Source organism: Bradyrhizobium sp. CCBAU 53340, from assembly GCF_015291645.1.
GTDB lineage: Bacteria > Pseudomonadota > Alphaproteobacteria > Rhizobiales > Xanthobacteraceae > Bradyrhizobium.
The window spans coordinates 7,041,242-7,066,373 of record NZ_CP030055.1 but is presented as its reverse complement, the minus strand read 5'-3'; the positions used below and the strand labels follow the sequence as shown (position 1 = coordinate 7,066,373).

28 protein-coding genes and 1 tRNA gene are annotated in these 25,132 nt (G+C 64.6%); 13 read left to right on the top strand and 16 right to left on the bottom strand.

Going from position 1 to position 25,132, the window contains the following annotated elements:
* Nucleotides 1–131 precede the first annotated feature (131 nt).
* Nucleotides 132–764: a LysE family translocator gene (locus XH89_RS33495; protein WP_194464556.1), complete on the top strand. Its 633-nt coding sequence runs from the start codon at nt 132–134 to the stop codon at nt 762–764.
* 121 nt (nt 765–885) lie between these two features.
* Here the strand turns inward: XH89_RS33495 and XH89_RS33490 are convergent, their stop codons facing one another.
* On the bottom strand, nt 886–1,638 hold the full coding sequence (locus XH89_RS33490; protein ID WP_194464555.1) for a sulfite exporter TauE/SafE family protein: 753 nt from the start codon (nt 1,636–1,638) through the stop codon (nt 886–888).
* Between the two features lie 96 nt (nt 1,639–1,734).
* Between XH89_RS33490 and XH89_RS33485 the strand changes: the two genes are divergently transcribed.
* Entirely contained in the window at nt 1,735–2,625 is an 891-nt protein-coding gene (locus tag XH89_RS33485) for a LysR substrate-binding domain-containing protein (RefSeq protein ID WP_194464554.1), read from the top strand.
* 40 nt (nt 2,626–2,665) lie between these two features.
* On the opposite strand, the gene XH89_RS33480 is transcribed toward XH89_RS33485, so the two are convergent.
* From XH89_RS33480 to XH89_RS33470, 3 genes are all read right to left on the bottom strand, one after another.
* Nucleotides 2,666–3,631, bottom strand: a complete 966-nt coding sequence (locus tag XH89_RS33480; RefSeq protein ID WP_194464553.1) for a tripartite tricarboxylate transporter substrate binding protein — start codon at nt 3,629–3,631, stop codon at nt 2,666–2,668.
* A gap of 21 nt (nt 3,632–3,652) precedes the next feature.
* Nucleotides 3,653–4,435 (bottom strand): histidinol-phosphatase, encoded by a 783-nt coding sequence (gene hisN, locus XH89_RS33475; RefSeq protein WP_194464552.1) that lies wholly within the window; start codon nt 4,433–4,435, stop codon nt 3,653–3,655.
* Nucleotides 4,436–4,953: 518 nt separating this feature from the next.
* On the bottom strand, nt 4,954–5,844 hold the full coding sequence (locus XH89_RS33470; RefSeq protein WP_194464551.1) for an N-formylglutamate amidohydrolase: 891 nt from the start codon (nt 5,842–5,844) through the stop codon (nt 4,954–4,956).
* Between the two features lie 331 nt (nt 5,845–6,175).
* On the opposite strand from XH89_RS33470, the gene cpdR reads away from it, so the two are divergent.
* The 3 genes from cpdR to XH89_RS33455 all read left to right on the top strand — a co-directional run bounded on the left by cpdR (nt 6,176) and on the right by XH89_RS33455 (nt 7,056).
* The gene (gene cpdR, locus XH89_RS33465) at nt 6,176–6,535 is read left to right on the top strand and encodes a cell cycle two-component system response regulator CpdR (RefSeq protein ID WP_028179810.1); all 360 of its coding nucleotides are present in this window, start codon (nt 6,176–6,178) and stop codon (nt 6,533–6,535) included.
* Nucleotides 6,536–6,611: 76 nt separating this feature from the next.
* Nucleotides 6,612–6,686: transfer RNA gene (locus XH89_RS33460), tRNA-Val, on the top strand.
* Between the two features lie 142 nt (nt 6,687–6,828).
* The gene (locus tag XH89_RS33455) at nt 6,829–7,056 is read left to right on the top strand and encodes a DUF2945 domain-containing protein (protein ID WP_194464550.1); all 228 of its coding nucleotides are present in this window, start codon (nt 6,829–6,831) and stop codon (nt 7,054–7,056) included.
* Between the two features lie 68 nt (nt 7,057–7,124).
* Here the strand turns inward: XH89_RS33455 and XH89_RS33450 are convergent, their stop codons facing one another.
* Nucleotides 7,125–7,700 carry a TetR/AcrR family transcriptional regulator gene (locus tag XH89_RS33450; RefSeq protein ID WP_194464549.1) on the bottom strand — a complete coding sequence of 192 codons (576 nt, stop codon included), beginning with the start codon at nt 7,698–7,700 and terminating at the stop codon, nt 7,125–7,127.
* Nucleotides 7,701–7,832: 132 nt separating this feature from the next.
* Between XH89_RS33450 and XH89_RS33445 the strand changes: the two genes are divergently transcribed.
* Complete coding sequence (locus tag XH89_RS33445; protein WP_194464548.1) at nt 7,833–8,816, top strand: zinc-dependent alcohol dehydrogenase family protein; 984 nt, start codon at nt 7,833–7,835, stop codon at nt 8,814–8,816.
* Nucleotides 8,817–8,908: 92 nt separating this feature from the next.
* Here the strand turns inward: XH89_RS33445 and XH89_RS33440 are convergent, their stop codons facing one another.
* Nucleotides 8,909–10,192, bottom strand: coding sequence for a heme-binding protein (locus tag XH89_RS33440; RefSeq protein ID WP_194464547.1), 1,284 nt, complete (start codon nt 10,190–10,192; stop codon nt 8,909–8,911).
* Between the two features lie 338 nt (nt 10,193–10,530).
* On the opposite strand from XH89_RS33440, the gene XH89_RS33435 reads away from it, so the two are divergent.
* Nucleotides 10,531–11,016 carry an L-2-amino-thiazoline-4-carboxylic acid hydrolase gene (locus XH89_RS33435; RefSeq protein ID WP_194464546.1) on the top strand — a complete coding sequence of 162 codons (486 nt, stop codon included), beginning with the start codon at nt 10,531–10,533 and terminating at the stop codon, nt 11,014–11,016.
* Nucleotides 11,017–11,262, top strand: coding sequence for a hypothetical protein (locus tag XH89_RS33430; protein WP_194464545.1), 246 nt, complete (start codon nt 11,017–11,019; stop codon nt 11,260–11,262). It begins immediately after the preceding gene.
* 9 nt (nt 11,263–11,271) lie between these two features.
* Here XH89_RS33430 and XH89_RS33425 read toward each other — a convergent pair whose 3' ends face one another.
* From XH89_RS33425 to XH89_RS33405, 6 genes are all read right to left on the bottom strand, one after another.
* Complete coding sequence (locus tag XH89_RS33425; protein ID WP_194464544.1) at nt 11,272–11,739, bottom strand: NUDIX hydrolase; 468 nt, start codon at nt 11,737–11,739, stop codon at nt 11,272–11,274.
* Between the two features lie 219 nt (nt 11,740–11,958).
* Nucleotides 11,959–12,081 (bottom strand): hypothetical protein, encoded by a 123-nt coding sequence (locus XH89_RS41945; protein ID WP_256440018.1) that lies wholly within the window; start codon nt 12,079–12,081, stop codon nt 11,959–11,961.
* A gap of 4 nt (nt 12,082–12,085) precedes the next feature.
* A complete protein-coding gene (locus tag XH89_RS33420) occupies nt 12,086–12,913 on the bottom strand; it encodes a carbohydrate ABC transporter permease (RefSeq protein WP_194464543.1) in 828 nt (275 codons plus the stop codon).
* A complete protein-coding gene (locus XH89_RS33415; protein ID WP_194464542.1) occupies nt 12,910–13,806 on the bottom strand; it encodes a carbohydrate ABC transporter permease in 897 nt (298 codons plus the stop codon). Before XH89_RS33415 ends, XH89_RS33420 begins: the two co-directional genes overlap by 4 nt.
* Nucleotides 13,803–15,146, bottom strand: coding sequence for an ABC transporter substrate-binding protein (locus XH89_RS33410; protein WP_194464541.1), 1,344 nt, complete (start codon nt 15,144–15,146; stop codon nt 13,803–13,805). The genes XH89_RS33415 and XH89_RS33410 overlap by 4 nt, the downstream gene beginning before the upstream one ends.
* 28 nt (nt 15,147–15,174) lie before the next feature.
* Entirely contained in the window at nt 15,175–15,939 is a 765-nt protein-coding gene (locus XH89_RS33405; RefSeq protein WP_210345235.1) for a FadR/GntR family transcriptional regulator, read from the bottom strand.
* A 170-nt stretch (nt 15,940–16,109) separates the two neighbouring features.
* Between XH89_RS33405 and XH89_RS33400 the strand changes: the two genes are divergently transcribed.
* Nucleotides 16,110–17,537: a sulfatase gene (locus tag XH89_RS33400; RefSeq protein ID WP_246767689.1), complete on the top strand. Its 1,428-nt coding sequence runs from the start codon at nt 16,110–16,112 to the stop codon at nt 17,535–17,537.
* Nucleotides 17,538–17,540: 3 nt separating this feature from the next.
* On the opposite strand, the gene XH89_RS33395 is transcribed toward XH89_RS33400, so the two are convergent.
* The gene (locus tag XH89_RS33395) at nt 17,541–18,125 is read right to left on the bottom strand and encodes a UbiX family flavin prenyltransferase (RefSeq protein ID WP_194464540.1); all 585 of its coding nucleotides are present in this window, start codon (nt 18,123–18,125) and stop codon (nt 17,541–17,543) included.
* The gene (locus XH89_RS33390; protein ID WP_194464539.1) at nt 18,122–19,639 is read right to left on the bottom strand and encodes a UbiD family decarboxylase; all 1,518 of its coding nucleotides are present in this window, start codon (nt 19,637–19,639) and stop codon (nt 18,122–18,124) included. Before XH89_RS33390 ends, XH89_RS33395 begins: the two co-directional genes overlap by 4 nt.
* Before the next feature lie 99 nt (nt 19,640–19,738).
* Between XH89_RS33390 and XH89_RS33385 the strand changes: the two genes are divergently transcribed.
* Genes XH89_RS33385 through XH89_RS33375 form a run of 3 tightly spaced genes read left to right on the top strand, consistent with a single transcriptional unit; the run spans nt 19,739 to nt 22,170 of the window.
* Complete coding sequence (locus tag XH89_RS33385) at nt 19,739–20,272, top strand: SCP2 domain-containing protein (protein WP_194464538.1); 534 nt, start codon at nt 19,739–19,741, stop codon at nt 20,270–20,272.
* A complete protein-coding gene (locus XH89_RS33380; RefSeq protein WP_194464537.1) occupies nt 20,272–21,249 on the top strand; it encodes a peptidase U32 family protein in 978 nt (325 codons plus the stop codon). Before XH89_RS33385 ends, XH89_RS33380 begins: the two co-directional genes overlap by 1 nt.
* A 30-nt stretch (nt 21,250–21,279) precedes the next feature.
* Nucleotides 21,280–22,170, top strand: a complete 891-nt coding sequence (locus tag XH89_RS33375) for a U32 family peptidase (protein ID WP_194464536.1) — start codon at nt 21,280–21,282, stop codon at nt 22,168–22,170.
* Nucleotides 22,171–22,176: 6 nt separating this feature from the next.
* On the opposite strand, the gene XH89_RS33370 is transcribed toward XH89_RS33375, so the two are convergent.
* Nucleotides 22,177–23,268, bottom strand: coding sequence for an enolase C-terminal domain-like protein (locus XH89_RS33370; RefSeq protein WP_194464535.1), 1,092 nt, complete (start codon nt 23,266–23,268; stop codon nt 22,177–22,179).
* 102 nt (nt 23,269–23,370) lie between these two features.
* Here XH89_RS33370 and XH89_RS33365 point away from each other — a divergent pair, with 102 nt between their 5' ends.
* Nucleotides 23,371–23,568: a hypothetical protein gene (locus XH89_RS33365; protein ID WP_246767688.1), complete on the top strand. Its 198-nt coding sequence runs from the start codon at nt 23,371–23,373 to the stop codon at nt 23,566–23,568.
* A 109-nt stretch (nt 23,569–23,677) separates the two neighbouring features.
* On the opposite strand, the gene XH89_RS33360 is transcribed toward XH89_RS33365, so the two are convergent.
* Nucleotides 23,678–24,913: an ABC transporter substrate-binding protein gene (locus tag XH89_RS33360; protein WP_194464534.1), complete on the bottom strand. Its 1,236-nt coding sequence runs from the start codon at nt 24,911–24,913 to the stop codon at nt 23,678–23,680.
* Nucleotides 24,914–25,132 lie beyond the last annotated feature (219 nt).

Genomic DNA, 25,132 nt, shown 5'->3' with positions numbered 1-25,132 from the left:
GGCCGATCGGAAGTATGATCCGCATTGCAAATTTGATGCAAATCCTAGGCATTCCCGGCGGTGGACGATCGGGTGTGAACCGACTAAGGCCAGTCCTTTGAGACCGCCCGGCCGGGCGGCGGGAGCCTCTCATGCTGGGCATTCACGAAATCTGGCTCTTCGTCCTGTCGGGCGCGCTGCTCAACATCACGCCGGGGCCGGATACGGTCTATGTGATCGGCCGCAGCATGCAGATGGGCTGGCGCGGCGGGGCGGCTGCGGCCTTCGGCATCAGTTGCGGCTGTTTTTTCCACGTCGCGGGCGCCGCGATCGGCCTTTCGGCGCTCTTGATGGCCTCATCCACCGCGTTCGCAGTGCTGAAGCTGGCCGGCGCGGCCTATCTGGTTCTGACCGGCCTTCAGATGCTGTGGTCGCGGCCGGCCCTGCTGGCGGTCAAGGACGCGACCGAGAGGAGCTCGCTGCGGCGGGTCTTCCTCCAGGGCGTCTTCACCAACGCGCTCAATCCCAAGGTCGCGCTGTTCTTCCTGGCTTTCCTGCCGCAATTTGTCGCAGCCGATGCGCCGCACAAGCCGCTGGCCTTCCTGGCGCTCGGCCTGATCTTCATCTGCACGGGGACGCTGTGGTGCCTGGTGCTGGCAGCGTTCGCGGCCAGGGCCGCTCACCGGCTGCGGCAGTCCGAGGGCGTGATCGCCTGGGTCAACCGTGCCCTCGGCGGCCTCTTCATCTATCTCGGTATCCGCGTCGCCATGCTGGAGGCGCGGTAACTCATTCGAACGAATGATGGAGCTGCGTAGGGTGGGCAAAGGCGCACTTGCGCCGTGCCCACCATCTCTCTCGGTCACGACAAATGCGTGGGCACGCTCCGCTTTGCCCACCCTACATTCTTCACGCGACTTCCTTCACGAGCGCGCTGCCGGCGAGATAGACGCCGAGCAGGATCATCGCGACCAGGAACCAGCGGCGAAATGCCTCCGCCGGCATCCGCGCCCGCACCGACTGGCCGATGAACATGCCGGCAAAGGCCATGGCCATGGCGACAGCGCCCGGCACGGCATTGGCCGGGGTCAGCAATCCGCCGGCGGTGAGATTGAAGGCGAGCGCCAGCGTCGCGGTGGTGAAGAACACGCCGAGCGCCTGCACCAGTTCGTCCTTCTCCATGCCGATCGCCTGCATGAACGGCATCGAGGGAATCACCTGCACGCCTGTCGAGGCCGAGATCACGCCGGTGACGACACCGACCATGCCGCCGACCCATTTCTCGTTGCGAGGGGCGACGTGGAACTTGAATTTGCTGAGGCCAATGATGGCGTAGATCACCAGGAGCACGCCGAGCACGACGGTGCCGTAGCGGGCATAGGGGCCCGTCAGTGCGCCGGCGTTGAGCCAGCATCCGATCACGGTGCCGATCATCAGCGGCCACAGCCGTTTCAGGATGTCGCGCAAGTAAGGGCCGACAAAGGTCTGCCAGATGTTGGTGACGATGGCGGGCACGATCACGATGGCGATGGCGCGGCTGGGGGCCATGTTCACCGCGAGCAGGCCCATCGACACCGTCGGCAGGCCGAGCCCGACGACGCCCTTGACGAAGCCGGCGACCAGGAAGACGGCGGCGATGAGAATGAGGAGAGGGTCGAGCATGCCGGCCACATTGACCGAAGCCGCGCCCGGGCACAATCTGGAGGTTACGGAGCGAGCCTTCGCCAATGGCGAAGGCTAAATTTGGAGGAAGCAGCCGTGCGCTTCGATCTCGTCGATCTCCAGCTCTTCATCGCGGTCGCCGATCAGCGCAGCATCACCCGCGGCGCGGAGCGATCGCATCTGGCGCTGGCCTCGGCCAGCGCCCGCATCAAGGGGCTGGAGGATGCGCTCGGCGTCGCCTTGCTCAAGCGCGGGCGCCGCGGCGTGGAATTGACCGCGGCGGGCGAGAGCCTGCTCGATCACGCGCGGCTCGTGATTCACCAGGTCGACGCCATGCGCGGCGATCTCGCCGGCTTTGCCAGCGGCGTGCGCGCCAGCGTGCACTTCCTTGCCAACACCTCCGGGCTCTCGGAGCATCTGCCGAAGGCGCTCGCCGGTTTCCTGCGCGAGCATCGCGACATCGCCATCGACATCGAGGAGCGCGAGAGCACCGACATTGCGGCGGCGATCACCGCGGGCGCCGCCGATCTCGGCTTTGCTGCCGAGCATGCGCTGCCTGATCATGTCGAGCGTTTCGTGTTCAACGAGGACCGCCTGACGCTGGTGACGTCCAGGCGCGGCCCGTTCGCCGGCCGCCGCCAGATCGACTTCCAGGAGGCGGGCTCTTGCGAGTTCGTTGGTCTGACCAGCGCCACCGCACTTCAGATGCACATTTCGAAGCACGCCGCCCGACTCGGCATGCGTCCGCATTTTCGCGCGCGCCTGCGCGACTTCGACGCGATCTGCCAGTTGGTGTCGGCCGATGTCGGCGTCGCGCTGGTGCCTGAAGCTGCCGCCCGCCGCTGCGCCAAGCTGATGCCGCTCGCGATCGTCCGCCTGCGCGACGCCTTCGCCAACCGCCGCCTCGTGATCTGCGCGCGCAGCTTCAAGGCGCTGCCACGCCCGGCCAAGATGCTGGTGGAGCATTTGAGGGCCGAGGCGGTGTGAGGTGCTCTTACCCTCCCCCTCCAGGGGAGGGTAAGCAAGCCTACTTCGCCGTCTCGACGCCGGCGTCCTTGATCACTTTCGCCCACTTCTTGGTCTCATCCGCGATGAAGGCGCGAAAATGCTCTGGCTCGTCGCCGACAAGCGTTGCGCCCTGCTGGGCGAGCTTCTCCTTCACCGCGGGATCCGCCATGGCTCTGGTGGCGAGGTCGTGCAGGGCCGTGATGATCTCCTTCGGCGTGCCCTTGGGCGCGACCATGCCGTACCAGTTCTCGATGCGCAGATCCGGAAAGCCCGCTTCCTTGGTGGTCGGCACGTCGGGCGCGGTCGGGGCGCGCTCCACCGAGCCGACCGCGATCGGCTTGAGTGCGCCCGCCTTGACCTGCGGCAGCAGCACCGGGAGATCGAGGAACGTCATCTGCACCTGCTGTCCGAGCAGATCGTTCACGGCCGGCGCGGCGCCGCGATAGGGCACGTGCACGATGTCGATTTTCGCCGTCAGCTTGAACAATTCGCCGGCGAGATGCGGCAGGCTGCCGGGGCCGGAGGAGGCAAAGTTGAGTTTTCCGGGCTGGGCCTTCGCCAGCGCAATCAATTCGCCGATGTCTTTGGCGGGCACGTTGGTCGCAACAACGAGCATTTCCGGCACGGTCGCCACCAGCGTCACCGGCGTCAGGTCATTGAGCGTGTCGTAGGCGACCTTCTCCATGCTGGGGCTGATCGCGAGCGCGCCGGCCGAGGAGATGGCGATGGTATAGCCATCGGGCGCGGCCTTGGCGACGGCATCGGTGCCGAGCACGCCGCCCTGGCCGCCGCGATTGTCGATCAGCACCGGCTGCCCTGCCAGCTCCGACATGCGCTGGCCGACCACGCGCGCGATGATGTCGTTGGGGCCGCCGGCCGGGAACGGCACGATCAGCTTGATCGGTTTTGCCGGAAAATTCTGCGCCGCTGCGATCGACGGCAATAGCACGAGCAATCCAACAAGAAGCCTGCGTGAGAGGATCATGCAAGCCTCCGCTCGCGTTTGTTATTGGTTCAGAAGCTTCAGCGCTTCTTCGTGGACTCTCGCGTCGCCCGCGGCGACGATGCGGCCGCCGCCCTGGGCCGGCTTGCCTTCCCAGGTGGTGACGACGCCGCCGGCGCCGGTCACGATCGGGATCAGCGCTGCGATATCGTAGGGCTTCAGCTCGGTCTCGACCACGAGATCGACATGGCCGGCGGCCAGCATGCAATAGGAATAGCAATCGCCGCCATAGCGCGACAGCCGCGCGCCCTGCTCGATCCGGCCGAAAATGGCGCGGTCGCTCGCGTTCATCAGCAGCGGAGAGGTGGTGTAGGTCGTGGCCTCCGACAGCGAGGCGCAGCGGCGGACCTGGAGCCGGCGCTCGCCGGATGGGCCCTTGTAATTGGCCGAGCCGTTGTCGCCGGCAAAGCGCTCGCCGATGAACGGCTGGTGCATCATGCCATAAACAGGCATGCCCTTGTGCAGGAGCGCGATCAGCGTGCCCCAGATCGGAAAGCCGCCGATGAAGGACTTCGTGCCGTCGATGGGGTCGAGCACCCAGACATAGTCGGCGTCCTCCCGCTCATTGCCGAATTCCTCGCCGACGATGCCGTGCTGGGGGAAGCTGGCCTTGATCAGCCGCCGCATCACGGCTTCCGCCGCGCGGTCGGCCTCCGTGACGGGATCGAAATCCTTGGTCTTGCTCTTGTCGTCGATCGACAGCGAGGTGCGGAAGAACGGCAGGATGGTTTCGCCGGACGCGGTGGCGAGCCGTCCGATGAAGGCGGAGAAGTCGATCACCGTCACGGTGCATCCTCAAAACGAAAGTTGGGCGAAGCTCGCATCTAGCTAGCTCAAATCGCCTCTCGGGTGCAGCGCTGTGTTGATTTGCACCCTGGTATTTTGGATGCGGTTGTCGTGCTGCCTTCGGCGAGCCATCTGCTGGCCAAATATCGATCACGGTATTGAGAACTTAGTTCCTCCCATGCCTTGTTTGTATGCAAACGGTTATCAACCCATTGAAATTACTTATTAAAGAAACTGAATCTGGGTTTCTCTGGGAGCAAATGAGCCATGTGTTTTTGCATGGGAAACGGCTCAAAAGCCCTTGCACTTTGTGCGGCGCGGCCGCATATTGTTGCGGTGCGGTAGCGCTTGGCGTTACCGCTGCCCTCCTTGGGCGTTTCCTCCCTAGACTTGGGCCGCTTGCGTCATTCGCGAGCGGCCCTTTTTTCTTGGGGGCTCCGCTTTCAGTTTTCCGCGCACATGCTCGCGAAGCGAAAACGCCCTCGCACCAATCCGGTCGTTCGAAGAGAAGCTGTCGTCTATTCCGCCGCGGCCTGGAACGGGCCGAGATCGCCGAACGGGATCGTGGTCGCCAGCACGTCGGCGAGGATACCGAAGTCGCTCGCCACTTGCGCAAAACGTGGGCCGCGCTCGCGCCGCCGTTCGTCCATGTAGATCGCGCGGTTGAGCTCGAGCTGCACCGCGTGCAGCCCGCTCGCCGGGTTGCCGTAATGCTCGGTGATGAAGCCGCCGGCATAGGGCTTGTTGCGGCCGATCGAATAGCCGAGCCCGGTCATGGTTTCCTCGACGCGGTCGGGCAGCAGCGGCGTGCAGCTGGTGCCGTAGCGGTCGCCGATCACGACGTCGGGCCGGCGCGGCTCGTCCCTAGAGACCCCGACCGACGGCATCGAATGGCAGTCGACCAGCACCACGGTGCCGAACATCTGGTGCACCTTGTTGATCAGCCGGCGCAGCGCACGATGGTAGGGCTTGTAGAGCGTCTCGATCCGCGCCAGCGCCTCGTCGACCGCGATGCGGTCGCGATAGATCTCCTGGCCGTCGCCGACCACGCGCGGAATGGTGCCGAGACCCCCCGCGACCCGCATCGAGCGGGTGTTGGCAAAGCTCGGCAGCCGGCCGGTGAACATCCGGGGGTCGAGCTCATAGGGCTCTCTGTTGACGTCGACGAAGGAGCGCGGAAAGTTGACCCGCACGGTCGGAAAGCCGCGCTCGCTCAAATGGCCGATCAGCTCGTCCATGAAGGAATCCTCGGACCGCCGCAGTTGCGGCAGGTCGATCCGCGATGCGCTCAGGAATTCATCCGGGTAGGTCGAGCCGGAATGGGGCGAGTTGAAGATAACAGGCGCGCGCCATTCGGCGGGCTCCACGATTTCGAAGGCTGGCGACACCTCGCCGTCAAACCGGGTCATCTTCTCAGGCTTCGTCCCTTCATGCCGCATCACCCGGCATAGATTTCGGATCGAATGATTCGGCCGATCGAGCGGCTCTTATGTGTCGTCATTGTCCGGAATCGCAACCAGTCTGCCAAGTGAAAAAGCGTGATCCGCGCTGGAACATGTCTTAACCGTGTGAGCAGGGAGGCGGGGACGCGTGGGCGCGGCTCGATTGATTCGCGACCCGTTCCGGTTCACAACACCCCTCGCAGGGCGGCCGGTCCTGGGTTAAGATTTTCACCCCAAATTTACCCTCTGTCGGGCTTAGTGACCTCTGCATATCCTCTGGGGATTCGACGTTCCTGCCATGGCCAAAATCCTGCTCGCCGAAGACGACAACGACATGCGCCGTTTCCTGGTCAAGGCGCTGGAAAACGCCGGTTTTCAGGTCTCGTCCCATGACAACGGCATGGCCGCCTATCAGCGGTTGCGGGAAGAGCCGTTCGAGATGCTGCTGACCGACATCGTGATGCCGGAGATGGACGGGATCGAGCTCGCCCGCCGGGCTTCGGAACTCGACCCCGACATCAAGATCATGTTCATCACTGGCTTTGCCGCGGTCGCCCTGAACTCGGATTCGGACGCCCCCAAGAACGCCAAGGTGCTGTCGAAACCCGTGCACCTGCGCGAATTGGTGAGCGAAGTGAACAAGATGCTGGCGGCCTAAATCCACAGCGTTCCGTCCTTGCGCACGGTCCCCTGAGCCGTTATAGGGACCCCCACCCGACGTAAGTGGACTATTAGGGCACGTAGCTCAGCGGGAGAGCACTACCTTGACATGGTAGGGGTCACAGGTTCGATCCCTGTCGTGCCCACCACGCTTCGCCAAGAGGCTTCGCGTGGCGCAGCCACGCCCCATAAGGGCGAAGCGTGTCCGGCGTAGCTCGAAGAGCGTAGACGGACTGGTGCGTCGTTCTCTACTCCCCTTGGAACACGCCCTCACGCCTGGCATTGTTCCCCATGCCCAAAGCCTCCACAAAATCCTTCCACCGCGGCGATCACGTCAGCTGGAATTCCGAGGCCGGCCGTGTCCGCGGCCATATTCTGCGCGTCCACACTGAGGACGTCGACTACAAGGGGCACACGCACCATGCGAGCCCGGAAGATCCGCAATACGAGATCAAGAGCGACAAGACCGATCATGTCGCCCTGCACAAGGGCCGGGCGTTGCGGTTGCTGCGCAGCTGAGCGACACCAGTTGAGCTGACGGGCTGCCATGGCTCATGTCGACGAGGCCCAAATGAATCCGGCCATCCCTAGGCCAGCAGCGTCATCACCTGATCGATCACCGCCTGCACCTGCTTCGCGTCGGATCCCTGATGCGCGAGCGACATCAATCCGGTGTGCACCACCATGATCGTGTGTGCCGTGAGATCGGCATCAAAGCCCTTCCTGAACTGCGCCCGGTCGGCGTGCAGGCGTGCGCGCAACAGCTGCTCGAGTTGCCTGTTGTAGCGTTCGATACTCTTGCGGACTTCTGCCTGATCGAGCGAGCCTTCGGTCGCCGAGTTGATCGACAGGCAGCCTCGCGCTCCCTTTGTACCAGAGCAATACGGCACGAAGCCCGTGAGCCATTGCCTGATGGCGTCGCGGGCCGAGCCCGGCTGGGCCAGGACACGCTCAGCCCAGCCGAGAATGCGGTCGTGATAACGATCGAGCACGCGAAGGAATAGCGCGCTCTTGTCGCCAAAGGCGGCATAGAGGCTCGGCTTGGCGATGCCGCTCGCCGCCGTGATCTCGTCGAGCGACGCTGCCTGATAGCCCTTGCGCAAGAAAACCTCGCGCGCGACTTCGAGCACGTCGTCGGGATCGAAACTGCGTGGTCTTGCCATTCAACCTGTTTATGCGCTCCGGCTGCGGATGTTAAGTCCTCAAGGAGATGTGACGGGCGCATCCGGCGCCTTCGTTGACTTTCTCCCAATTATGTACTACTAAGTACAGAACGAGGCAACGGGAGATGACAGATGAAGGCGCTTCAAGTCGTGACGTTTGGAAAGCCCGCGGACGCGGTGAAGCTGAATGACGTCCCCGATGTCGGCTCTCCCGGCCCCGGTGAAGTCGTGGTCGTCGTCGAGGCCGCTCCGGTCAATGCCACCGACCTCATGATCGCCGCGGGACGCTACGGATACCTGCCGCCGCTGCCGGCCATCCTCGGAATCGAAGGCGTGGGCCGCGTGGTTGCCGCCGGTGCAGCCGTCAAGAGCCTGAAGGAAGGCGACCGAACCCTGATACCGATCATGGTTCCGACCTGGACCGAGCGGGTGAAGTTCGCCGCGACGTGGCAGCGGGCGTTGCCGCCGCAAGCGGACGTCCAGCAGCTCGCGATGGTCGGCGTCAATCCCGCGACGGCGTACCTGCTGTTGACCGATGTGGTGAAGGTCCCGAGCGGCGGCTGGGTGATTCAGAATGGTGCCAATTCGGCGACGGGGCGTGCGGTCATCGCGGTTGCGAAATCGCTGGGACTCAAGCTGGTCAATGTCGTTCGACGCGAGGAATTGGTGCCGGAGCTCCGCGCGCTGGGAGTGGATGTCGCGCTCGTCGACGGACCCGACCTGCCCAAGCGCGTCGCCAGCGAGACGGGGGGAGCTCCCATCCATCTGGCGCTCGACATGGTCGGCGGTGCAGCGACCCTGAACCTCATGAACTGCGTTGCACCGAAAGGCACGGTCGTTCTCTACAGCGGAATGAGCGGGCAGCCCTTCTCCGGCTCGACCCAAAAAGCGATCTTCGCCGAGGTAGCGATGCGCGGCTTCTGGCTCTTGCATTGGCTTAAGACTGCCACGGACGAGACCATGGGCAAAATGTACGATCACCTGATCCCGTTGGTCACATCAGGGGCGCTCACTGCGCCGGTCGCTGCGACCTACGGCCTGGAGCAGTTTCCCGACGCAATCGCTCAGGCTGCAAGCTTCAAGGGCAAGGTGATCTTCACGCCGAACCCCACCTGATCGAACATCTCCACGCGCCCGCACTCCGAAACATGTTTCTATACCGTTCGGTATAGAAACATGTTTGCGACCGCCGCGAACCCGCGGCCCACTCACGTCAGCGGCAGCAGATGCTCCGGAATCGGCACCGGCGCCGCTGGCACCAGTGAAGCCACGGAGACGTGCGGCCAGGTCAGGCCGTTGAAATCCAGCATGACCTTCTGCGAATATTGAATCTGCGTCGTCGCCACCCGCACGCGGCCGCCGGCAAATCCCTTGCCCGGCACGAAGGGAAGCGTGGCGACGAAGCTCGGCACCAGCGGCACCGTGTCCTTCTGCGCCGGCTGGAGGATGATCGGCGGCTCTCCGCACGCGATGCGCGGCACGTCGATGTCGTAGATGACAGTCTCGATCCAGAACACCGCATCCATCTGGAATGCGTTGGCGTTGGCGCCGTTGCCGCCCGGCGCCGGCGCGGGCACGCCTTGCAGGAACGCGATGTTCGCGGTGCCGCCGGCGAAATTCGGCGCCTGCGGATGCGGTCCCGGCGAAGCGACAACCGGCAACGGACCGCCCGACAGCGGCGAGCCGGGCCTGGTCGAGGTCTCGATGATGATCGTCTGGCTGATGGTCTGGTGCGCGATCTGATTGCGCAGCACGGTGTTCGGATCGGTGATCATGGCCTGGGTAAGCTTGCCGGAGGCGATCAGCGCGGTGAGATCCTGCGGCAGCCTGCGTGTCGTCTTGTTGGCCGCTGTCTGATTCTGGAAGGTGAACTTGTTGGCCGGATTGCCGCCGGAGAACGGCGTGATGTCGATCGGCGCGATAACGGGCTTGCCCGCGACCGGCGGCAGCGCGGCGCCTTGCGCGGTGATCGTCGTGCCGTGCGGGATCGAGGCCATGCGCGCGACAGTGAACGGTTCGTGCGGGTTGGTGGTCGCTGGCACCGCGAGCCAGATGCCGGGCTCGAAGTGAATGCCGACCGGCGTTCCCGTGGTCACGTCGTTGATGGTCTGCAGATACGGCACGCCGTTGAGGAAAGCGTCGGCCTGCGGCCCCGAGCCGCGATTGGGGATCGCGCCGAGACTGTTCGAGAACGACAGCGTCTCGTCGGTGAGGTTCAGCTCCAGCACATTGTCGGGCGGGTCGGTGGTGTTGATCGGCCCCGGCATCTGCGTCGGTGTCGTCGCGCTGTCCGGCCGGAAGATCGTGTTGAACCCCTGTCCCGTGAAGGTGCCGGTGAAGGCCGACAGCGGCCCGAGCGTCGGCGGCAGCGTAACAGGCACGGCAACGGGGACGGCGGCGTGTGCGACAGCCCTGAATACGCTGTCGACCTGGTGGATGGAGAAGTTTGCGGTCTTGTTGAAGGCGCTGGTGAGCGGTTTGGGTTCGTCCATGGGGCGCTCCTCTCGATGGCTGCAAGCGCGATTGTCGATGCCGGCGCTGTCCCGGGCCGGCCCTCCGGGCTGATCGTGTCTGCGGGCATGAAGCGACCGTCGCATCGCCGAGGCCGGCGAGACGTCGGAATTTTTCGAAACTGATCGCGATCCCTTGAGGCGCTCCCGTCGCAGGGATCGTCCATATCACCCTGCGCGGGACTCCAATTTTGTCTTCGAGAATGAAATAATCGAGAAATCGATACGGGTTCGCACGCCCGTTCGCCTTGGTTACATCTGGAGCATGATACAACCTGAGGGGTGTTTCAAGTGTGTTCCATTTCACAGGCAGGCCGGCGATGAGCATATCCGTCATCGAACAGGCAAAGATCCAGGCGCAGGTCCTGGTGCCGCTGGTCAAGGCGCTGCAGGCCGAGCTCGGCGAGGCGCGCGCGAACGCGCTGGTGCGCAAGACGCTTGGCGATCTCTATCGCGGTTTCGGCGAGGCGTTCTGGACAGCGAAGAACGATCCCAATCTCGGCCGGGCGGTGGACTCCGCCTTCAAGACCTACGCCCGGGATGACGCGCTCGCCTATGACGTGATCGAGCAGACGCCGGATGCATTCGCCTTCGACGTGAAGCGATGCGCCTATGCCGAGTTCTACAAGGCGCTGGGCGAGCCGGAGCTCGGCTTCCTCATGGTCTGCACCGCCGATTTTGCCACGGCGGAAGGATTCGGCCTGGACATCAACCTCACGCGGACGCAGACGATCATGCAAGGCGCAGATCATTGCGATTTCCGCTACCGGCGCGTTGCCGACGAAGCGCCAGGGAAGGAAACGTGAATGATGCGGACGCTTTGTCTGGCCGTCGGCGTATCGGCGCTGATGGCGTCAAACGCGAACGCGGCGATCATCGACTGGCAGGCCGAGCTCGAACGCTGCCGCGCGTTGCGCCAGACCGTGGCGCCGCTGCTTCAGGCCGGCGAGGGCATATCCGCCGTCGGTCGCTCCACCAGGTCCGTCCGTCGCTGCATCTGGATCCAGCGCATGGCGGTGCGCAAGAAAATCCCCGGCGCGGAGACGTGGTAGCCGGGACGATCAATCGCGCCCGGCCTTGAGTGTGAGCAGCAGGTCTTTCAGTCCAGTCGGATAAAGGCTCGGGCCATCAGGCACGTCGAGATCGGCGAGGTCGAACCAGCGGGCGACGATCTCCTCTCCGTTGTCCTCGCGGAAGTCGATGCGATCCTGGCCATCGAAGGCGCCCTGCGGAAACGCGATCTCGGCGATGAACATCACCTCGTGCCCGGTTGCGTCCTCGTGGACAAAGATATTCTCCATCATCAGCGGCTCGCCGACGATGCTGACGTCGATGCGGAGTTCCTCGTTGAATTCGCGCAAGAGCGCAGTCCGCCAGCTCTCGCCGAACTCGATCGCCCCGCCGAGCGGGCGCACGCCCTTGATCCGCCCGGCATCGTCGCGCACCTCAGCCGCGAGCAGCCGCCCGTCCCGCCAGTGCAGGCCGATCGCGACGACGCGGATGTGGGGATGGGGGCGCCATGTGGTCATGGGGCATCGTTAGTCGGCTTTGCGTTTCTTAGCAACGACGGAGGTGACCGCGGCAGTCCATCCCCGTCATCCTGAGGTGCGAGACACGTGGCGCAGCGCGCCGCGTGGAGAGCCTCGAAGGATGAACGGCCGGGTAGAGCGGGGGCCGTTCATCCTTCGAGGCCTCCACTACGCTCCGGCGCCTCAGGATGACGGAGCTTAGACCGTCGCTGACGCTCGTCAAAATGCGGTTTGCCGCGGCAGCTGCTGCCGGATCATCGCGACGTCATCGACGAGCTTGAGTCCACGCGCAGGGAAGGCTTGCATGAAGACACTGCGCGAGATGCTGGCCGGAAACTTCATGCGGTCAGCCTTTGACGGCACCGGCCGTCAGCCCGGAGACGAGATAGCGGCGCACAGCGAGCGAGAAGATCAGCACCGGGGCCATCACCAGCGAGCCGCCGGCGGCGATCTTGCCCCATTCCCAGCCCTCATAGTTCATGAAATTAACCACGGCGACCGGCGCCGTGCGCGCATTGGTGCGGGTCAGGATCAGCGCGAAGAAGAAATCGTTCCAGGCGTAGAGGAAGCAGAGGATTGCGGTGGCGGCGATGCCGGGCGTCACCATCGGCAGCACGATCCTGGTGAACACCGTGCGCGTCCTGGCGCCGTCGACCAGCGCAGCCTCCTCCAGCGAGACCGGAATGGTGTCGAAGAAGGGCTGCATCATCCAGATCACCAGCGGCAGGTTGAAGCTGGTGTAGACCAGCACGAGGCCGGTGATGGTGTCGAGCAGCCCGATCCAGCGATAGAACAGGAAGAAGGGAATCGTGAAAGCGATCGGCGGCGCCATGCGCGTCACCAGAATCGCGAAGGAGAGCGAATGCTTGCCGCGCCCGGTCCAGCGCGACAACGCGTAAGCCGCGGGCACGCCGAACAACAGCGCGAGCGAGGTCGACAACGAGGCGCTCAAGAGACTGTTGACGAAGGAGGCGGAGAACGCGCTGTGCCAGAGCGAGATGTAGTTCTCCAGCGTCGGCGTGAAGATCAGGGGCGGCGGGAATTGCAGGATCTGGTCGTTCGACTTGAAGCTCATCTGCAGCAGCCACAGGAATGGCGAGAGCAGGATCAGCAGCGTGGCCGATATTGCGGCCAGCCGGCCGGGCGTCGCGCGGCGCGAGGACGGCATGTTCATGCCATCGCCTCCCGGCGGCGGCCCATCCAGACCAGCCCTAGGCTGATGCCGCAGACCAGCAGCAGCATCACCACCGTCACGGCGCTGGAATAGCCGATCTCGTTGGTGTCGAAGGCAAGCAGATACGCATAATAGTTGGTGACCTCGGTGACCGTGCCCGGACCGCCGCTGGTCAGCAGGAAGATCAACGGAAACGCCTTCACGCTGTCGATCAGGCGAAACATGCCTGAGATCACCAGGATCGGCGTGATGAAGGGCAGCGTCACGTACCAGAATATCTGTAAGCGGCTGGCGCCGTCGACGAGGGCGGCTTCCGAATATTCGTCCGGAATGGTCTGCAGCGCGGCCAGCACCATCAGGAAAGTGAAGGGCAGCCATTCCCAGGTGTCGGCGATGACGATCGAGGTCAGCGCGAAGTCGACGCTGGACGTCAGCGCGGGCATGGTGACATGCAGGGCTTGCGCGGCGTAATAGAGCGGGCTGATGTCGGGCGTGTAGATCAGCTTCCAGATCACCGCGACCACGATCGGCGGCAGCACCATCGGGATCAGGAAAAAGGTGCGGGCGAACTCGACGAAGCGCGAGGGCACGTTCAATAGCAGCGCCAGCAGCATGCCGAGCAGCACCTGGAACAGCACGCTCCAGCACGACAGCTTGGCCTGCACGATCAGCGAATTGACGAAGCGGGGATCGCCGGGGAGCAGGCGGTAATTTCGCAGCGGCGCGCTGAAATCGATCGCCGAGCCCGGATTGGTCAATTGGAACGGCGTCAGGCTGGTCACGACGAGATAGATCGCAGGCAGCACCGCGACCGCGAACAACACGATCAAGCTCGGCGCGAGCGCGAAGGCGATGAACCTGCGGCGCTCGCCGTCAATTCCGCTCTCGCTCAAAGCTGCGTCCCGGCCCGGCGCAGCGCTGCGATGGCCTGGTCCTGCGCCGCGTTCATCGCGTCCTTGGCAGGAAGCTGCCCGGTTGCGACCTGCTCGAACGCCTTGTTGAGGACGTCGCCAACGATCGGAAACTCTTTGACCGTGCGATAGGCCATGTAGTTCTCGCCCTTGGCCGGCAGCTCCAGCACCTCGAGATACATTGCGCCGAGATCCTGGCCGTTCACCGTGTTGAGCTTGCGATAGGCCTCGCTCGTGATGATCGAGCGGCGGCAGACCGAGGAGTGGCCATGCTCCTTCACGAGCCGCATCGAGATGTCGGGCGACAGCGCCCATTTGATGAACTCCCACGCCGCCTTCTTGTTCTTGGCATTCTTGGGAATGCCGAGGCCCTGGCTGTTCGAGGCGGGATAGTCGTGCACGGGGCCGGCGGGCGAGCGCACCACACGCGAGGTGTCCTTCACCTTGCTCTCCTCGGAGAGCAGGATCGGCGTCACCCAGGAGCTCGAATGGATGAAGATGTTGGCGCGTCCCGTCAGCAGCGACTGCCGGGCCTGGTCCTCGGTGTAGGTGAGCACGCCCCTCGGCGCGCTCTTCAGGAGATTGGCGTAGAACTCGATGCCTTGAATGGTTTCCGGCGTGTTCAGCGTCGGCATGATGTCGCCGGGCGGCTTGCGGAAGATGTTGCCGCCGAAGCCCTGGATATAGGGCGGCAAGTTCCAGTGATGCAGCTGGAACGAGGTGATGCCGGCCACGCCATCGGTGCCGTTGATCTCGGCGCAGACCTGCTGAAGCTCGGCGAAGGTCTTTGGGATCTTCAGCCCCTTTTTTTCCATCAGGTCCATGCGCGACAGCCCCATCAGCATCGCGCCGCCTTCCCAGGAATAGCCGTAAGTCGCGCCCTTGGCGTCGCGATAGGGCACCTGCGCGCCGTCGACGAAGTCTTTCGGATTCCACTCGGCCGGCGTCAGGTTGGGGTCGGACGTGAACTCGTCGAGATCGGTAAGCAGGCCGGCGGCGACCCAGCGCGCGGCCAGGATGAAGGTGACGTTGACGAAATCATAGGCCGAGCCGCCCGAGGACAGTTCGAGATTGGCCTGCTGGTTGTAGACCGGGAAGGCCGAGAGCTGCAGGTCGACCTTCATGCCGCTGCTCTCCTCGAACTCGGGGATATATTTCTGCAGTAGCGTGAAGAAGCGGTGCTGGAACGAAGCGCCGTGCAGCGTGATCCCGGCAAACGGCTTCGTTTGCGCGATCAGCGGTGCGGGGAATGCCGCGAGCGCGGCGCTCGCCTTCAGCAACGTGCGGCGGGTGATCGAGCTCGTGCGCGATGTGTTCTTCATCCTTACCTCCCTCAATATCGTTTGCGCTTCAACGCGTCCGTCTGGTGCGGACGTTCTCGTCCTCGGCGTCCTTTTTCCTCTGGCGCGACATGGCCGTGACGATGTTCTGCTCGGTGAGATCCATCAGCTTGTGCATGGCCTGACGGGCGCCGTCGGCGTTGCGGGCCCAGATCTCGTCGAGCACCGCGCGGTGATAGGGCAGGCTCTTTCGCGGCGCGCCCGGGTTGGTGCTCGACAGGTCGAACGACATCCGCAAGGCCGCTGCGACCGTCGCACCGAAGGCGATGAGGAAATCGTTGCCGGTGGCGATGAGAATGCCGCGGTGGAACTGCAGGTCCGGCTCGGCATAGGCGACGCGGTCCATGCCGGCCGCATCCATGCCGCGGTAGGCGCGCTCGATCCGGGCAAAATCCTCGTCGGTGCCGCGCACCGCGCAAATGGCACAAGCCTCCGGCTCGACGATGCGGCGAACCTCGAGGATCTGCTTGGCGAACTCCTGCGTCGGCAGCGCCGACAGGGTCCAGTTCAGGAGCTCCTCGTCGAGCATGTTCCAGTCGAACCGCGCCCGCACATGCGTGCCGGCCTTTTGCTTCGAGGCAATCAGCCCCTTGGCCTTGAGCAGCGACAGCGCCTCGCGGATCGAGGCGCGGCTGACATCGAAGCGTGACGCCAGCTCGATCTCGCGCGGCAAGGTCGCGCCCTCGCGCCACACGCCGGTCAGGATCAGCCGCGCCACTTCGCGGGCGACCTGGGCGCTCGACTGCGGGCTGTCCTTGCTGGGAGATTTTGCCACGGCGATCCCGGATTTCTTGAACAAAATGTCTGATTTATTGCAGGCGTTGGCGGATGCACGCGATAAATCCCGCCGCCATATCCAGATAATCAAATCTACCCTGGTTTGACAAGAATTATTATGTCAGACATATTTTCTATTGACTCGACACCGCGCAGGACAAGGCAACCTTGACAAAGCCCCACATCATCCTGGTCATGACCGACCAGCAACGGTTCGACACGATCGCGGCGACGGGGCATCCCTATATGAAGACGCCCAATCTCGACCGCCTGGTGCGCGAGGGGGTGTATTTCGACAATTGCTTCATCAACGCGCCGAGCTGCGTGCCCTCGCGCGCGGCGCTGTTCTCCGGCCTCTATCCGCACGCCTCGGGCGTATTGAAGAACGGACAGCACTGGCAGAAGACCTGGGTCAGCAAACTGGGGGAGGCCGGCTATCACTGCGTCAATGTCGGCAAGATGCACACCATCCCCTATGACGCGAAGGCCGGTTTCCACGAGCGTTTCGTGGTCGAGAACAAGGACCGCTTCTTCGAGGGCCGCTGGTTCGCCGATGAACTCGATAAAGCCTTTGCCGCACACAAGCTGAACAAGCCCTCGCGTGCCGGCTATCGCAGCCTGCCCGACTATGGCGACCGCATGGGGGCCTTCACCTGGGAGATGCCGAAATCGCTGCATCCGGACATCTTCGTCGCGGAGACCGCGATGTGGTGGCTCCAGACGCGGCCCAGGCCGGAGGCGCTGTTCATGCAGATCGGCCTGCCTGGCCCGCATCCGCCCTATGACCCGCTGCCGGAATATCTCGAGCACTACCTCGCCCGTAACGACCTTCCGGTGCCGCAACCGACCGAGGCCGAGATCGAGGGCCTGCCGGCGTACCTCAAGGAGAAGCGCCGTCATGACACCGAGGTCGACCACGACGCGGTGTCATGGAAGCTCGCGCCGACGCATGAGGAAATGCGACGCCTGCGCGCGCATTACTACGCCAACGTCACGATGATCGACGAGCAGATCGGCCGCCTGCTGACGACGTTGGAAGACAAGGGGTACCTGGACAATTGCGTCGTCATCTTCATGTCGGACCATGGCGACAATCTCGGCGAGCACGGCCTCAGCCAGAAATGGTCGATGTACGAGCCCGTCACGCGCATCCCGCTGCTGTTCTGGTCGCCAGGGCTGTTTTCCGGTGGACGCCGCATTCGTGGAAAATGCCAGTTGTTCGATTTGGGCGCGACGATCCTCGATCTCGCCGGCGCGCAGCATCCAAAGCCGTTCCAGGCGCGCAGCCTGCTCCCGGCGTTGAAGGGCGAGGAATGGAGCGGTCGTGACGTCGTGTTCTCCGAGCAGGCCGGCGACGTCGCCATGACCGGCGCGCGGCTGATCACGATGGTGCGGGACGACCGTTGGAAGGTCGTGTTCATTCACGGCGCCGCGGACGGGCAGCTGTTTGATCTCGCGAGCGATCCGCTCGAGCAGCGAAATCTCTGGGGTGTCTCCGAGCACGCCGGCGAGATCAGCCGCCTCAAGGACGTCTTTATCGACTGGCGCCAAAACAGCCTGCTGGAGACCATGGACCTCCACGCCGCCGTGCGCTGATGCTCAGGTTTCGCCGTGCCATTGCAGGGCCGGCGCCTTGATGTCGGGCAGGCCCAGCAGATTGATCGCACGGCAGGCGATCTGGTCGATGATCTCGGCCAGCGATTGCGGCTTCAGATAGAAGGCCGGCAGCGGCGGGGCGATGATCGCGCCGATCTCGGTGGCCTGGGTCATCGCGCGTAAGTGTCCGAGATGCAGCGGGCTCTCACGCACCAAAAGCACCAGGCGCCGCCGCTCCTTGAGCTGCACGTCGGCGGCGCGGACCAGTAGATTGTCGAGCTGTCCCCAGGCGATGGCCGACAATGTCCGGATCGAGCACGGCGCCACGATCATGCCGCTGACCGGAAACGAGCCGCTGGCGATGCTGGCGCCGATGTCCGACGCCGCATGATTGCGGAAGGCAAGGGCGCGCAGCCGCGGCAGCGCATCGGCGCCGACCTCTTCGGTCAGCGTCCGCTCGGCTGCCGGCGAGATCACCAGATGCACCGCGCAGCGCGGATTCTCCGCCAGCCGCTCGACGATCCGCATCCCGATCGCCGCGCCCGAGGCGCCGCTGATGCCGACGATCACGCCGTGCCGCTGGCTCATGCCGGCTCTCGTATCCCGCCGAGCCCGAGCGCGGGCCATAGCGCATCGACCCTGGCGATCACGGCAGGGTCCATCGCCAGCGGTGCGCCCCACGCTCGATCCGTTTCAGGGGGGATCTTCGTCGTCGCATCGATCCCGAGCTTGCCGCCGAGCCCGGATTTCGGCGAGGCGAAGTCGAGATAGTCGATCGGCGTGTCGGAGAGCGTGACGAGATCGCGCGAGCTGTCGCTCCGTGTCGCGACGGCCCACATCACCTCGCGCCAGTCGCGGATGTTGATGTCGTCATCGACCACGATCAGGAGTTTGGTGTAGCTGAACTGCGGCAGCATCGACCACAGGCCGAGCATCAGCCGCCGCGCCTGGCCGGGATAGCGCTTCTTGATCGACGCGATCGCGATACGGTAGGAGCACGTCTCGGGCGGCAGCCAGCAATCGGTCACCTCGGGGAACTGCTGCTTGATCAGCGGCACGAACAATTGGTTCAGGGCTTCGCCGATCCGCGACGGCTCGTCCGGCGCGCGGCCGGTGAAGGTCGACAGGTAGATCGGCTGTTGCCGCGAGGTGATCGCGGTGACCTTGAGCACCGGAAACTGCTCGACCGAATTGTAGTAGCCGGTGTGGTCGCCATAGGGCCCCTCGGCGGCGGTCTCGGTGGCCGAGACGAAGCCTTCGATGACGATCTCGGCCGCGGCGGGGATTTCGACCGGCACGGTGAGGCATGGCGTCAGCTCGGGACGCTCGCCGCGCAAGATGCCGGCGAAGCGCATTTCGGAGATGGTCTCGGGCAACGGCAGCACGGCGGCGAGAATGGTCGCGGGATCGGCGCCGATGACGATCGCCACCGGCATGTCGCGCCCGAGTGCCTTCCATTGCTGATGGTGCCGGGCGCCGCCGCGATGGGCGAGCCAGCGGATGATGGCGCGGTTGCGGCCAAGGATCTGCATGCGGTAGACGCCGACATTCTCCTTCTGCTCCCCTGCCGCCGTTTCAGGTGGTGTCGTGATCACCAGGGGCCAGGTGATCAGCGGCGCGGGCTCGCCCGGCCAGCAGATCTGCGCCGGCAATCTGGCAAGGTCGATGTCCTCACCCATGGCGGCGCGATCCTGAACCGGCGCGGCGACACGTGACCGTGGCCGGGTCGCAAGCGCGGCGCGGGCCAGCGGCAGCTTGTGCCAGGCATCACGCATGCCGTGCGGAGGCCGCGGCGCGCGCAGCTCGGCCATCATCGCGCCGAGCTCGTCGAGCCTGTCAGGCGTGATGCCCATGCCCCACGCGGTTCGCTCCACCGTGCCGAACAGATTGGTCAGGAGCGGCACGCCGGATGGACGACCGTCGGCCTTGACCGGCCGTTCGAACAATAATGCAGGGCCGTTCTCGCCGATGACGCGGCGGTGGATCTCGGTGATCTCGTGAACCACGGAGACCGGCTCGCGAATGCGTCGCAGCTGGCCCTTGCCTTCGAGGAAGCGCACGAAGTCGGATAGATCGCGAAAGCGCGGAACGTCACGTTGCAAGCGGGCAGACTCCGGAAAAGGCGGAAGCTAGCCGGCGCGATTTTGGTCTTCCTTGTTCCCGGTCAAATACATCGGCGCGCAAATGGCTCAGATGGCGCAATGAGTCATTCGTCCGCTGCATCCGGCCCCTTGCCGACAATTCCGCCGCTTCTCGCCCTCGCGATCCGTCCCTTGCCGCTGTTGCCGCTGCAACTCGTTCTCAGCGGCTTCCTGCAACGCATTCTCAGGCGCAATCCCGGCCTGCTCGACAGGCTCGGCGAACATCGCCGCGCCCGGTTCGGGATCAAGCCGGTAGATCTGCCGTTTGCGTTCATTGTCGAGGCCGCTCCGCCGCGACTTTCGGCGGTGCGTGAGCTGCCGCAGACCCTTGACGCCCGGGTCTCCGCCTCGCTCGCGAATTTGCTCGCCCTGGTCGAGGGCAGGGTGGACGGCGATGCGCTGATGTTCTCGCGCCAGCTCGCAATCGAGGGCGACATGGAGGCGGTGCTCGCGTTGCGCAACGCCATCGACGATGCCGGGATCGATCTCGCCGAAGAGCTGGTCTGCTTGTTTGGTCCGCTGGGCGAGCTGGCCAGGCGCTCGTTCGAATTCGCGCGGGACAGGCTGACCAGCTCGCCAGGGGAGCAGAGGTGATGGAGCTGATCTGTCCCGCCGGGACGCCGGCTGCGCTGCGGAGCGCCATCGACGCCGGCGCGGACGCGGTCTATTGCGGCTTCAATGACGAAACCAATGCGCGCAATTTCCCCGGACTGAATTTCAGCCGCGACGAGCTGCGCCAGGGTATCGCGTTCGCCCACGGCCGCGGCGCGCGCGTCCTCGTCGCCATCAACACCTTTCCGCGCGCCTCGGCCACCGCGCTCTGGCAGCGTGCCGTCGATGACGCCGTCGAGGCAGGCGCCGATGCGCTGATCGTCGCCGATATCGGGCTGATGGATTATGTCGCGCGGCGCCATCCGAACCAGCGGCTGCATGTCTCGGTGCAGGCGGCGGCCGCCAATCCCGATGCCATCGCCTTCTATGTCGAGACGTTCGGAGCACGCCGCGTCGTGCTGCCGCGCGTGCTCAGTGTCGCGGAGATCGCCGAGATCATCCGCGAGACGGCCTGCGAGACCGAAGTCTTCGTGTTCGGCGGCCTCTGCGTGATGGCCGAAGGGCGCTGCTCGCTGTCGTCCTATGCCACCGGAAAATCGCCGAACATGCAGGGCGTCTGCTCGCCGGCGAGCCACGTCGCCTATGAGGAGACCGCAAAGGGAACCACGTCACGGCTCGGCGGCTTCACCATCAACCGCTTCGCCCCGCAGGAGGCCGCGGGCTATCCGACCCTGTGCAAGGGCCGGTTCTCCACCGCGCTTGGCGATGGCTACATCTTCGAGGACCCCGTCAGTCTCGACGCCACGACGCTGCTGAGCGGATTGCGCAGCGCGGGCGTCGCCGCACTGAAGATCGAGGGGCGGCAGCGCGGACGCGCCTATATCGAGAGCGTGGTCCGTCACTTCCGCCGCGCGCTCGATACGCTGGAGGATGGCAGCGAAGCCGACATCGTCAGCCTGAAGCCGTTCACCGAAGGCCAGGCCTCGACGCTCGGCGCCTATCGCAAGACATGGCGCTGACGATGCAGGCCACGAATGAAGGAACATCCGATGCAGTTTAGTCTCGGACCGGTGCTCTACAATTGGGCGCCGGAACGCTGGCGCGACTTCTATTTCCGGATCGCCGACGAGGCGCCGGTTGACGTCGTGTCCGTGGGCGAGATCGTATGCTCGAAACGCGCTCCATTTTTTGCGGAGCATCTGCCTGACGTGCTCGAACGCCTCGAGCGGGCCGGCAAGCAGGTGCTGATCGGTTCGCTGATCCTGGTGTCGCTCCGCCGTGAGCGGCGCCAGACCGAAGAGCTCTGTGCGACTGACGGCGCCTTGGTCGAGGTCAACGATCTGACCTGCCTCCGGTCGATCAAGGGCCGGCCGCATGCGATCGGCCCTTACGTCAACATCTATAACGAGGCGAGCGCGGCCTTTCACGTCCAGCAAGGCGCCACGCGAATCTGCCTGCCGCCCGAATTGCCGCTCTCGTCAGCGGCGGTGATCGCGGCGGCGGTCCCTCAGGCCTTGATCGAAATGTTCGCCTTCGGCCGGGTGCCGCTGGCGATCGCGGGGCGCTGCTACCATGCGCGGCTGCACAAGCTCTCCAAGGACAATTGCCGCTTCGTCTGCGAAAAGGACCCGGACGGGCTCGCGCTGAAGACGCTCGACCAGCAGGATTTCCTGACGATCAACGGCGTTCAGACCTTGTCGCATGCCTGCACCAATCTCATCGGCGACATCGCGGGCTTGCGCGCGGCCGGCATCGGCTCGCTACGCCTGTCGCCGCAGGATTGCGACATGGTCGCGGTCGCCAGAACCTTTCGCGATGTGCTCGACGGGCGTGGTTCAGCCGAAGATGCCAGCGGCCGCCTGTCGGCGCTTTATCCTGGTGTCGCCTTTGCCAATGGCTTCGTCCGCGGCCAGCCCGGTTTTTCCCTCGCGCCAGCCTAGCCGGGCTCAGCTCGCGGCATATTTCCTCACCGCCGCCTCGTCCCATTCAAGGCCGTTGCCCGGCGTCTCATTCGGCTGTGCAAAGCCGTCCTTGATCTTCAGCCGGGTTGTCAGCACCGCGTCTGCCCAGTCGACAAATTCCAGCCAATGTGCTGACGGCGTCACGCAGAGCAGATGCGCGCTGACCTCCGAGAACAGATGCGTCGACGTCTCGATCCCGGCGGCGTGGGCGAGCGATGCGGCGCGGAGCCAGCCGGTGACGCCGCCGATGCGCTGCACGTCGGGCATCACGTAGTCGCACGCCTCCGCCGACAGCGCCGCCTGCATCGAAAACGCGCTGTCGAAATTCTCGCCGATCTGGACCGGCGTGCGCAGTGCATCCGCGATGCGGGCACAGCCGGCGTAGTCGTCGTGGCGGATCGGCTCCTCGATCCAGCTCAGCCCCTCGTCGTCGAGCATCTCGCCGCGGCGGATCGCCTCCGTCACCGTCAGCGCCTGGTTGTAGTCGCACATCAGCGTCACTTCGTCGCCGACGGCCTTGCGCACCGCGCGCACCACGGCGAGGTCGTCCCGCGCGTCGGGGCGGCCGACGCGGATCTTGGCGGCGTGAAAGCCCTCGGCCAGCAGCTTGTGGGCCTCGTCCACAGCAGCGCCCGCCGGCATGATGCCAAGCCCCTTCGAATTGTAGGCCTTGACCGGCTTCGGTGCGCCGCCAAGCGCTCGGGCGAGCGGCAGGCCTTTGCTGCGGGCCAGTGCGTCCCAGGCCGCCATGTCGATGCCCGATTGCGCCAGCCGTTGCAGGCCGGCGAGCCCGAGCAGGGTGAAGTGCCGGGTCAGCTTGCGCTCGATCTCGAACGGCAGCAATTCGTCGCCTTTGAGCAGGTCGGACATTTCCGCGACCATGGCGGTCAGCGGCCTCAAGGCCGCCGGCGTGATCGAGAACAGATAGGCGTGTCCGGCCGCGCCCTGGTCGGTCTCGCAGTCGATCAGCACCAGCGGCGCCTTGGCCACCGCCCCGGTCGAGGTCAGAAGCGGCAGGTTCATCGGCACGATCACGGGGCGCGCGTTGAAGCTGATGATGCGGATGGTGTCGGTCATGGTGTCGGCTCTGGCCTCGGTCCGGATTGTCAATGCAGGTTGAGATCGATCTTAAACATTCGTCGTGAAACGAAAAGACGTTTGACCAGACCGGCGATCACGATGAAGGGCATCAGCCGCGAGGTCATTCTCTATTCGGTCGATGCGCTGAGCGATGCGGCAGCGGAGAAGAGCGGCGTCATCACCGAGCGCGCGCCGGGGCTGGAGCTGTACCTCGATCCGGCCGTGGTGAAGTCGGGCGATGCGGCGCGCGTGCGCTCGCTGCTGGAAAGCGCATCGGCGTCGCTGAAGCCTGCGTGAGGCATCCAAAGGAAATCGTCATGCCCGAGCTTGTCCCGGGCATCCACGTTCTTTGTGCCGCGAGGAAAGGCGTGGGTGGCCGGGACAAGCCCGGCCATGACGGAAATGCCTATCTCGTCGCACCTTCCGTAAACGCCGTCTCGATCACCGCCCCGAACGGTTGCCACGACCGCCCGTCGAATTGCACCAGCCGCATCTGCTTGATCGGCAGATAGCTGTCGGGCGAGGTGTTCATCCGGATATTGGGCAGCGCGACCGAGGGGTGATAGTCCCGCAGCGATGCCGCCTGGCGCATGATGTTGTCGTGCGAGAAATCGTCACCGCACTGTCTCAGCACCTTGGTCAGCGCCTCGGCCGCGGCGTAGCCATAGAGCGCTGCGCTGTTGTTGGTGCTTTCGACCCGGTGGTACTTGTCCATGAAGGCGAACCAGTCCTTCATGGCAGGATCGTCCTTCCATGCGGGATCGCTCGGGTCCTTCAGGAACGCCGCCGAGATCACGCCGGCCGAATTCTCCAGCCCCGCGGGCGCCATCGCATTGGCGATCGAGGCGGAGGCATCGTTGACGATGAAGACCGGGTGCCAGTTCAGCGACGCGGCGAGCTGGATCACCTTGGCCGCGGTCGACGGCACGCCGAGAAAGACGAAGATGTCCGCCCCCGCGCGCTTGAGGATCGAGACGTGGCCTTCGAGATGCTGGTCCGAGATGTCGAAGGCGACGTCGACGAGGACATGACGGTTGAGATCGCCGAGCCCTTCCCGGATGCCTTTGTAGAGCATCTGGCCAAACTGGTCGTTCTGCCAGAGCACCACGATCTTCTTCCGGGGATAATAGGCCTGGATGTAGTTGGCGTAGATGCGCCCCTCCGAGCGGAACGGCGGCTGCCAGCCCATGGTCCAGGGGAACGCCCCGGCCTGGCTCAGCTCCTCGTCGCCGGAGGCGACGAACAGCTGCGGGATCTTCTTCTCGTTCAGGTACCGGCGCGTGGCGAGATTGCCGGGTGTGCCGAACGAGCCGAACATCAGGTCAACGTCGTCCTTCTCGACGAGATTGCGGGTCAGCTCCAGCGCGGTCGCGGGATCGGAATTGTCGTCCCGGGTGATGAAGCGCACCTTGCGGCCGTTGATGCCGCCGCGATCGTTGATCATGTCGAAATAGGCGGCTTCCGCCTTGCCGATCGCGCCGAATTCCGACAGCGATCCCGAATAGGGCACGATGTTGCCGATGCGGATTTCCGAGTCGGACTTTGAGTCGGAATCGGGTTGATCCGAACGCTGCTGCGACATCGCCCCCAGCGAGGCGAGCGCGGCGATCAATACGAACAGCAGTCTGCCGGTGACACGCATGCTCGACACCTTGTCGTTGGCCCCCAACGAGGTCGGCTCATCGCACCAAGGCGAGTTGATCTACGTCAAGCGTTTGGCAATCCTGTGACTGTCGGCCCGATGAAAGCGGCAGGCGTGCTGACGTGCCGGGTCTGGCCGATAACGTTGCACTGACCCCGTCATCCTGAGATGCGAGGCATGGGACGCAACGCGTCCCATGAGGAGCCTCGAAGGATGAAC